Below are 8865 nucleotides of genomic sequence, written 5' to 3'. Positions count from 1 at the left end.
CGTGGCCACGGTGGTGTTCCACATCCAGCCCGTTTGGGTAATGGTGTGCGGTGCCTGGTGGCTCAAAGAAGCCGTGGCCCCGCGCCAGTGGGCGGCCACGCTGGTGGCGCTGGGCGGGCTGGCACTGACTACCGGGCTGTTAGAAGGTAATACCCAAACCATGGGCGATGGCTATCTGTTGGGCTTGCTGATGTGCCTGGGCGGCTCGCTCAGCTACGCCGGGGTCACGCTGATCGCCAAAACCGAGCGCCACGTCACCCCTTTTGCCCTGGCCTGGTGGCAGTGCGCGGTAGGTGTGGTGGTGCTGGCCTGGGTGCCCTGGGTTCCATCGATGGGCGGTTGGCCCACGCAGGCATCGAGTTGGGCCTGGCTGGCGGGCCTGGGCGTATTCCATACCGGCCTGGCCTACGTGCTGCTGTTTACCGGCATGGCCCGGCTGGCCACCGGCAAGATTGCGGTGCTGCAATACGTCTACCCGCTGACCGCCATCGGGGTGGACCGGCTGGTTTATGGCCGTACGCTCAGCGCGGTGCAGGTGGCGGGGGTAGTTTTGATGGCATTGGCACTGTGGACGCTGCGCAGACCTCAACGTTAAACGGTGTGCTTGCCATACATTTGATAGCTGCCCGCGCAGGTGCAGCGTGCACTAGAGGCCTATTTCTTATAAATTCTTACACTAAGCCTTGGGTGCGCGCAGGGCTTGGCTCAGTTGGTCGGCCAGCTCGGCCCAGTCGGAATCCTGCAGCAGCGCTTCGTGCAAAAACGTGGCCTGGGCGGGCGACCAGAAAGGCGCGTCTGGCAGTAGCACGTTGCCCGGTAGCGGCGCGTTCATGGCCAGAAAATGGGCGATGTCCGTATCGTCCGAAGGCAGGCCCAGCTGGGCAAACAGGGCGTGGAAGGGGTGTGAATGTGTGTCCATGCCTTACCTTACCGCATTTGATCGGCCAAGGCGATGCTTGACGGCGGCCTTCGTGGCCTCAAACGCCGCCGTGCCGGGCAAGCAACTTGCCCTGGCGCACGGCGACCAGCTCGCCCTCGTTGAACGGCCGCCAGGCCTCGTCGGTCAGCGCCACACTGGCGATCAGCATGGCATCGTGTTCTTCGGCCTCGGCTTCAATCGCCACGCCGTCCTGGTGCGCGGGCGGCGGTGCGGCCGACATGCAGACCCGCTCCAGCAACCACAGGCCTGGCGGCTCGGCGGGTTCGCCGTCGGCATGGATGCGCCGGTGGCCGTGGGCAAACAGCGTGTCGCCGTCGGAATACAAAAAGTTGGCCGGGCCCAGCGCCCGCATGTCGGCGGCAAACGCCACCAGCAGCGCCATGCGCGCCTCCAGCGGCGGCGGGCTAGAGCCACCGGCCCACAGCGTGTGCAGGCGGGCCAGCAGCGCGCAAAACGCATGCTCCGAATCGGTCTGCCCCACCGGGCTGTAGCCGCTCAGCGCCATAGTCGGGTTGGTCTGGAAGTTGACCAGGGTGCCGTTGTGGGCAAACACATGGGTGTGGCCGCCCAGCTCGCGCATGAAGGGCTGGGTATTGACAAACTGCACCATGCCCTGGGTGGCGTGGCGGATGTGAGAGACGCCCAAAGTGGTGCTGGGCCCCTCGTTTTCCAGGTAGCGCACCAAGGCACTGTCGCCCGCCGCCTGCGGCTCGCGGAACAGCGCTACATCCACGCCCTGGTAAAAGGCTACGCCCCAGCCATCGTGCACCCCGCCCTTGGCGCTGCCGCGCGAGGCCAGGGTATGGAGCGAAAAAGTCAGTTGCGCAGGCTCGGAGGTGGAGAGGGCGAGAAGTTCACACATGGTGCGGAAAGCTTAAGACCTATTTGTGTATGGCGCGTTAAGTATCTGCTTTGCAACGATTTTTCAACGTCAGCCACGGCGGCAGATGTTCCACGCCGTCTTCACAGACGGCCTATTTCTCGACCACCGTCGGATGCGCCTTCCAATACGCGAAGCTCAACTTGACCAGCTCGTCAATCACGCCGGATTTCGCCAGTTGGGCAAGCTTGTTATCGATGGCCTCCAGCTTGTCGCTGCAATTACCTTTTTGGGCGAGCGCAAGATAGTTGGGCGTGTCCACCACATAAGGCGACATGGCGGTAAAACGTTGCTCGTCGCCGCGTTTGAGCAGGTAGGCCATGCCAACGTAATAGCCAGTGATGAAGTAGTCGATACGCCCCAGCTTCAGTTTGTTGAAATTATTTTCCGGGTTGTCTGCGGTTTCCACATTGAGCTTGGTGTTGAGAAAATTGTCGAAGTCATCGCCAAACATATTGCCACGGGTAATACCGCCTTTACGGCCAACCAGATCGTCCCGACCTTGGAAAAAGAAAGAGTGCTCGCGCGACTGAAATACCGCCACCGGATTGGACAGCGCGGGCAGCTTGGTATAGAGCAGAAACCGCTCACGCTCCGGTGTCTTTTTAAGGGTGGCAACCATGTCCACCTCGCCGCGTTCGGCAAGTTTGATAAGCCGTGCAAAAGGGCCCACATAGCGCACTTCGTAAGGTATCTGCAATTCGTCCAGGACCCGTTTGGCAATTTCTATGCTGGCACCTTGCAGGTGCTCGCCGTCGTACCAATGCATGGGCGGATAGGCCGGATCGGCGGTGACGATGAGCTTGTTGCAGTAGGCCTCTACCGCAGCGGCATGGCACAGCAACACGAGGGCGAACCCGCTGTAACGTGACAACAAGCGGCTCATTTTGGTAACCTCGGTTTTTCGATCAGCATTCCATTGCTAGGCATGGGCAAACTCCTTCAATTGGTACCACCGTAGCTGCGATAGATACGGTCCAGCGTGCCATCTTTTTTGAGTTTGGCCAGCACGGCGTCCAGCTTTTGAACCACCGCGGGGTCTACCTGCCTCCCCACCCAGAGGTAGCTTTGGGTTCGCCCCATGATGACCGGCAGCAGATAGAGTTTGTCCTCCAGACCTTCCTCTTTGATGTAGTAGATGGCCGTCAGTTCATTGATGTAGAAATAGCGAACTCGCTTCCTGAGAATATTTTGCAAAGCGACAGCGCTGCTCGTTTCATCAACCTTGATCTGGTGCTCTCGCAACTTCTCGGCATAGCTGGCACCGGTCTGGGTCGCCACCAAGCCGCCTGAGCGGGCCAGATCGTCAAATCCGAAGATGGTTTCTTCATCGCTGCGCAAACCCACCAGGCGTTCACGCACGGTATATACGGGGGTAGACACCTGCAGGGCAATCTCGTTGCGGGCCGGGGAATCGAGCAAGGCACACATGATGTCCAAAGTCCCCGCTCGGATCTCTTTTTCAATCCGTTTGATCGGCATGGCGCTGGGCGCAATGGTGAAACGCAGGTCCTTATCGGCCAGCTCGATCGCATGCAAAATATCGGGGCAATGCCCAGTCGCAGCCCCATTCGACACAATGAATTTGGGCGCCGAGCCTTCTTGGGCAGCGGCACGCAAAACCCAGGGGGCACACTCGCCTGCGATGCCAAAGGCCACAATGGCGAGCGAAAAGCAATGCTTCCAGTATGTATTCATGCAGCCATCCAAGTAGAACTGCGTAGCTATCGAAGGACGCTTTTCATTGAACGCGTGGGCCTGTATTTTGACAAGGCAGGATAAACCAGTAGTCCAATTGACCCTTGGGTGCGGGTGCCTGACAATTTGCCGATGCGCCCGAACCAGCCTGTGACAACCGTTAAAAGTATGGTGAGAAACATCCGCCCCTGGGGCGGCTGTTGACATGGGCCCGGCGCAGCCGCTCGTGGTAGGCAGCACGCCAACCAGCAGCCTTCGGCGCGATTTGTTGATCGTCCTGATGCTGGCCTTGGTGATTCCAGGCGCCATCGCCATTCTGGTTTTATTGACCCTCAATTGGCAAAAGTCCGTCGACATCGATGCGCGGGCCAAGGCAGAGAAGTTTGCCGACCTGTTGCAGGCGGGCTTGGTATTGCCACTCTGGAATGTGGCGCTGGATACCGCGCATCCGTTGATGCAGGCCGTGGTCGCGGATACCTCTGTGAGCTGGGTAGAGGTCCATGACACCACGGGAGCGATGCTGCTGGAGTTTCATCGGCCCGCGAATGCCAACGCTACCACCATCAAAGTCAAGCGACCGATTGCCAAAGAGGGTACGGAGCTGGGCGAAGTCAGCCTCGCCTATGCCACCGATTCGGCCCAAAGCGAGGCACTCTATTCCTCCTGGTTGCTGGCGGCTGTGGTGGGGTGTCAATTTGTGGCCTCTCTGTTGCTGATAAGCATGTGGTTGAACCGCCGGGTTCACCAGCCGCTGAACTTGCTGCGCTCCAGTGCCGCATCGATTTCAACAGGCGATCTCAAAACCGCGGTGCCAGCACTGCGCCAAGACGAGTTCGGGGTCCTGAGTCAACAGCTTGACTGCATGCGGATAGCGCTCGCGCAATCGGTAGACGCGTTGGAAGAACGGGTCCTGCTGCGCACTACCGAAGTACGCCTGGCCAACACCCATTTAAAGGAGGCCCTGGAGCATTTGAAGCAAGCCCAAGATCGCCTGATCCAGTCCGAGAAACTGGCGTCCCTGGGTTCGCTGGTGGCCGGTGTAGCCCATGAACTGAACACCCCCATCGGAAATGGCTTGCTGGTGATGAGCACGATAGTGGAGCAAACCCAAGAGTTTCTTGCCAGCATGGGCCGGGGCGTTACCAAAACCCAGCTCAACCAGTACCTGGAGCAGGTGGCGCATGGCGCCGAGATTGCAGTCCACAGCCTCAACAGAGCCGCGACTCTGATCCAGGATTTCAAGCAAATTGCAGTGGACCAAACCAGCCTGCGCCGCCGACGCTTCGACTTGAAGGAAGTCATCCGAGAAACCTTGGCGTCCGTGTCGGTAGTTCGAAAATACGCGTCGGTGACGCTGCACATTGATGTGCCTGAAGGCATTGAGATGGAAAGCTATCCAGGTGCTGTGGGCCAGATCGTCAGCAATTTATTTGAAAACGCCGCGCTGCATGCTTTCTCTGAACAGCTTGCAGGGACGGTGCGCATTAGCGCGGCGCAAACCAACGAACAGATCATCTTGACCGTATCGGATGACGGTGCGGGTATAGCACCTGAGAACGTATCCCGGATTTTTGACCCGTTCTACACCACCCGCATGGGCGCTGGAGGGTCGGGCCTGGGGCTGAGTATTGTGTTTAGCTTGCTGTCGGGCCTTTTGGGCGGAACCATCGATGTGCAATCCAGCCTGGGACAAGGCACCGTCTTCATGCTGAGGATGCCCAGGGTCGCGGCACATCGTGGCCCCGTTCATGCCTAGGACCTTGGCCTGCTCGGACGTGCAGGGCATCTGAACCAGGCAGGCGGCGATGATCTTTTCCGTGATGTCTTTGCGGTTCACGGCATCCTTTATAGATTGATATCTATATTGATAGCACCCAGCGTAGGTATTCTCAGCACTGGCAGCGGCTTTTACCCATGGATTTCACTCTCAAATTAATAGCAACCATTTTGGACAGCTATCCGATGGAAGATGGGCCTGCGCCGGACGGTGCCATCCGTCCCAACCCTTCAGCAAGCTAGGGATACCGCCAAGCCCTCGGCACCAGTTGCGGCACCGCTTTACGCTCGCAGTGCATAGTGACTGGGTCGCGCATGGACCCGTTCTGCGCCCCATACCCCTACCCCGTTCTGAAGGAAACCTGCGATGCGCCTTTTTGTTCTAGCCCTTTTTTCGTCGCTACTGCTCGCGCTGGCGGGCTGCGCCACTGTCACACCGGGCATGACCCGCGACGAAGTGCTCTCGACCCTGGGCCGCCCCACGGCCGAACTGGAGCGCGACGGTATCCATCGGCTGCAGTTTTCGCGCCAGCCGATGGGGCAATCGGTGGTGATGGTGGACCTGAACAGCAGCGGCCGGGTCGTGCAATCGCAAGAGGTGATGAACCCCAGCCACTTCTACACAATCGACGTGTCGGGCACCACCACCCAGGCCGACATCCTCTGGGCCTTCGGCCCGCCCGCCACGGTGGACGGTGTGATGGCCTGGAACGGCAAGATCTGGTCCTACCGCTGGAAAGACATCGAGAACATGTGGTTCTGGGTGTACTTTGACCCCAGCGGCGTGGTGCGGCGCGTTCAGCAGGGGCCGGATTTACCGCTGTTTCGGGTGCTGCGTTGAGTTTGTGGGGTGCGGGAAAGGGCGCAGATGGGGCGAGCCTTGGCTATCCGCGGCTGTGATGGACTAGCTGAGCACCGGCTTCAAGATGAAGGTCTCTTTTGGGCCCATTGCCGACATTCATCATGCGGCAAAGCGGTCACTCGCTCACCCTGTGGTCTGCCTAGACCCACTGGCGACTGCAGCCTAGGCCTTATTGATTCCGCTTGGCAACTTCATTTCCGAGGTAACCGCCACCCACAACACCGGCAATGGTTGCCAGCGTCTTGCCTTTACCGCCACCCACCTGGTTACCCAGTAATCCGCCAAGCACCGCGCCTACGCCGATGCCAAGAGGGCTATTTTGCGCAACCGGTGCTGGCTGCTGGTAAGCAGGTGCCTGGGAATACTGCTGGCCGGCCTGCGTCTGTGCGTGCTGCACTGGATAGTGGTGCACGACAGTTCTGTGGACGACTGGAGCGGCTGCTACTTGCTGCACGGGGGCAGTCAGGGGTGCAACAACGGGAGCTTGCGCGGATATCGGCATGGTTTGCGCAGCGGTCGCATGCGAATTTGGCAACAAACCAGTCATAGCTGCCATGCCCATTAGGCTCACAACCATGACAGACACGGCGGCACCCGCCATCAAGGGGTGAATGCGGGTCGAGGGTTGATTCATTTCCATTTGATACTCCAGTTGAACCGTCTGAATAGCGGCCTAGCTTTACAACGCGAAACTCAACGGAAAAGGTGACTCAGAAGGAATTTAAGATGTAACGAAGTTCATCAAACCCCATGCCGCCTATCTTCCTAGAGAGGTTTTCAGCCCCGCTCATTTCGCGCTGGGTATGCGCCAACTCCTAAAATGATGCGTGCTGCATGCAGACTGGACCGGGCCAGACTCGCCCCTTTTAAAACCATTTTTTGAACACGCAGCAGCCTATTTGTACTGATTAAGACTCCCCATGCACACCCACGACCTAGCCCCTTGGCATCACAACCACACGTTTGACCAAGGCAATGCGGCGGCGGAACGCAGCACCCGGCTCGTAATGTGGATTACTGCAGTCATGATGGTTGTAGAAATTGCTGCAGGGTGGTTCTACAACTCGATGGCGCTGCTAGCCGACGGCTTTCACATGAGTTCGCATGCCGTGGCGATTGGCTTGAGCGCGTTCGCTTACACAGCAGCAAGACGCCACGCAGGGGATAGCCGGTTTGCATTTGGGACCTGGAAAATGGAGGTCCTCGGCGGCTTTGCCAGCGCCATTTTCCTGCTGGTCGTGGTCGCACTCATGCTGGTCGGTTCGGTGGAGCGCCTGTTCTCGCCACAGCCGATTCATTACCAGGAAGCTATTCTGATTGCCAGCGTAGGCCTGGTTGTAAACATCGTTTCTGCGCTGATTCTGGGGTCGGCGCACCACCAGCATGGTGATGACCACCACGGACATGCTGCGCACGGCCACGCACATCACCACGACCTGAACCTCAAGTCGGCCTATGTGCACGTAGTGGCTGATGCTGCAACGTCCGTCCTGGCCATCCTGGCGCTGGTTGGCGGGTGGCTCTATGGCTGGGCTTGGCTGGACCCGGCCACCGGTGTGCTGGGGGCTGTAGTGGTTGCGCTCTGGGCAAAACGCCTATTGGGCGACACCAGCAAAGTCCTGCTCGACCGAGAGATGGACCATCCTGTCGTTGATGAAATCCGCGAAGCGATCGAAGACGGCGGCAAGGAAAGCGAAACCCGTGTGGCCGACCTGCATGTCTGGCGGGTAGGCAAGGCCGCATACGCCTGCGCGGTGAGTGTGGTCACCCATGACCACGGATTGACACCGGAAATCGTCCGCAGTTGGATTGGAGTGCATGAGGAGGTCGTCCATTCCACGGTTGAAATCAACCTCTGCGGGTAGGCTACCAGCATTTGCGGCGCATCCTGCAAGAGTTCTCTCCAGCACTCCCGACCTGGACTGCACAACACAATCTAGCTCCCCTGATTAAAACGCTGAGAATACACAGGTACATCAATCGGAGCGAATTTTGGACAGCTTGGAATCCTTCAATCGAAGTCTTTTTCTCACCCTGAATGGGCGAGAGGACACGCCGGCCTGGCTTATCAGTACGGCCGTTGTGGTGGGTGATTTTCTGATTTATCTGGTGCCTGTCATCCTTGCGTGGATATGGCTTACGGGAGGCTTCCGTCAGCGAAATCTAGCGCTGAAAACCTTCGCTGTAGTGATGCTTGCTGTGGGTGTCAACCAACTTATTGCATTGGTTTGGCAACACGCTCGGCCATTCGTGCTCGGTTTGGGGCATGCCTGGATAGAGCACCAGCCTGACTCCTCGTTTCCGAGTGACCATGTCACAGTGCTGTCTGGGGTGGGATTGACCTTGCTTCTTGGGGGTGCCGCGGGATTGGCCGGGTTCATGCTGGTTTGCACGGTGCTAGTGGCTTGGGCTCGGGTGTTTCTGGGCGTTCATTTCCCATTGGATATGCTGGGTGCAGTATGCGTTTCGGGTGTGACTCTCGCCCTGGTGACTCCCCTATGGCATCGGTTTGGTGCCTTACTAACCAACGCTTCTGAGACGCTATACCGTAGGGTTTTTGCTTGGCCGATTTCTAACGGTTGGATGCCGCGCTGACCGTTGCCAATTCCAGGCTGGGGAACTCTAGCGTCGTACAACACTCTGTTACCAAGCGCCTAAACGCTACACTTACTTTTAATGCCGTTCCACCGCTCCACCCATCGCTGCATG

The 8865-nt window shown here is 58.6% G+C and carries 10 protein-coding genes; 5 read left to right on the top strand and 5 right to left on the bottom strand.

Going from position 1 to position 8865, the window contains the following annotated elements:
• Positions 1-595 (top strand): DMT family transporter (locus tag ABI213_RS16675; RefSeq protein ID WP_348027927.1); only part of this gene is annotated, 595 nt, incomplete at its 5' end.
• Between the two features lie 81 nt (positions 596-676).
• Here the strand turns inward: ABI213_RS16675 and ABI213_RS16670 are convergent.
• The 4 genes from ABI213_RS16670 to ABI213_RS16655 all read right to left on the bottom strand — a co-directional run bounded on the left by ABI213_RS16670 (position 677) and on the right by ABI213_RS16655 (position 3518).
• Positions 677-919, bottom strand: a complete 243-nt coding sequence (locus tag ABI213_RS16670) for a DUF2789 domain-containing protein (protein ID WP_348007046.1) — start codon at positions 917-919, stop codon at positions 677-679.
• 58 nt (positions 920-977) lie between these two features.
• Positions 978-1802, bottom strand: coding sequence for a class II glutamine amidotransferase (locus tag ABI213_RS16665; RefSeq protein WP_348007047.1), 825 nt, complete (start codon positions 1800-1802; stop codon positions 978-980).
• A 112-nt stretch (positions 1803-1914) separates the two neighbouring features.
• Complete coding sequence (locus ABI213_RS16660; RefSeq protein ID WP_348007048.1) at positions 1915-2706, bottom strand: transporter substrate-binding domain-containing protein; 792 nt, start codon at positions 2704-2706, stop codon at positions 1915-1917.
• 56 nt (positions 2707-2762) lie between these two features.
• Positions 2763-3518 (bottom strand): transporter substrate-binding domain-containing protein, encoded by a 756-nt coding sequence (locus tag ABI213_RS16655; protein WP_348007049.1) that lies wholly within the window; start codon positions 3516-3518, stop codon positions 2763-2765.
• Positions 3519-3723: 205 nt separating this feature from the next.
• On the opposite strand from ABI213_RS16655, the gene ABI213_RS16650 reads away from it, so the two are divergent.
• Both ABI213_RS16650 and ABI213_RS16645 read left to right on the top strand, forming a co-directional pair.
• Positions 3724-5274 carry an ATP-binding protein gene (locus ABI213_RS16650; RefSeq protein ID WP_348007050.1) on the top strand — a complete coding sequence of 517 codons (1551 nt, stop codon included), beginning with the start codon at positions 3724-3726 and terminating at the stop codon, positions 5272-5274.
• Between the two features lie 387 nt (positions 5275-5661).
• Positions 5662-6135 carry a hypothetical protein gene (locus ABI213_RS16645; protein ID WP_348007051.1) on the top strand — a complete coding sequence of 158 codons (474 nt, stop codon included), beginning with the start codon at positions 5662-5664 and terminating at the stop codon, positions 6133-6135.
• A gap of 190 nt (positions 6136-6325) precedes the next feature.
• Here the strand turns inward: ABI213_RS16645 and ABI213_RS16640 are convergent, their stop codons facing one another.
• Positions 6326-6796, bottom strand: coding sequence for a glycine zipper 2TM domain-containing protein (locus ABI213_RS16640; protein WP_348007052.1), 471 nt, complete (start codon positions 6794-6796; stop codon positions 6326-6328).
• A 280-nt stretch (positions 6797-7076) separates the two neighbouring features.
• On the opposite strand from ABI213_RS16640, the gene dmeF reads away from it, so the two are divergent.
• Together dmeF and ABI213_RS16630 are read left to right on the top strand one after the other, a co-directional pair.
• Positions 7077-8021: a CDF family Co(II)/Ni(II) efflux transporter DmeF gene (gene dmeF, locus ABI213_RS16635; protein ID WP_348007053.1), complete on the top strand. Its 945-nt coding sequence runs from the start codon at positions 7077-7079 to the stop codon at positions 8019-8021.
• Between the two features lie 217 nt (positions 8022-8238).
• Positions 8239-8751: a phosphatase PAP2 family protein gene (locus ABI213_RS16630; protein WP_348027929.1), complete on the top strand. Its 513-nt coding sequence runs from the start codon at positions 8239-8241 to the stop codon at positions 8749-8751.
• The last annotated feature ends 114 nt before the right edge of the window (positions 8752-8865 follow it).

The organism is Rhodoferax sp., from assembly GCF_039922535.1.
Taxonomy (GTDB): Bacteria; Pseudomonadota; Gammaproteobacteria; order Burkholderiales; family Burkholderiaceae_C; genus Rhodoferax_B.
The sequence above is the reverse complement of the archived record's forward strand: the minus strand, read 5'-3'. Positions and strand labels throughout refer to the sequence as shown.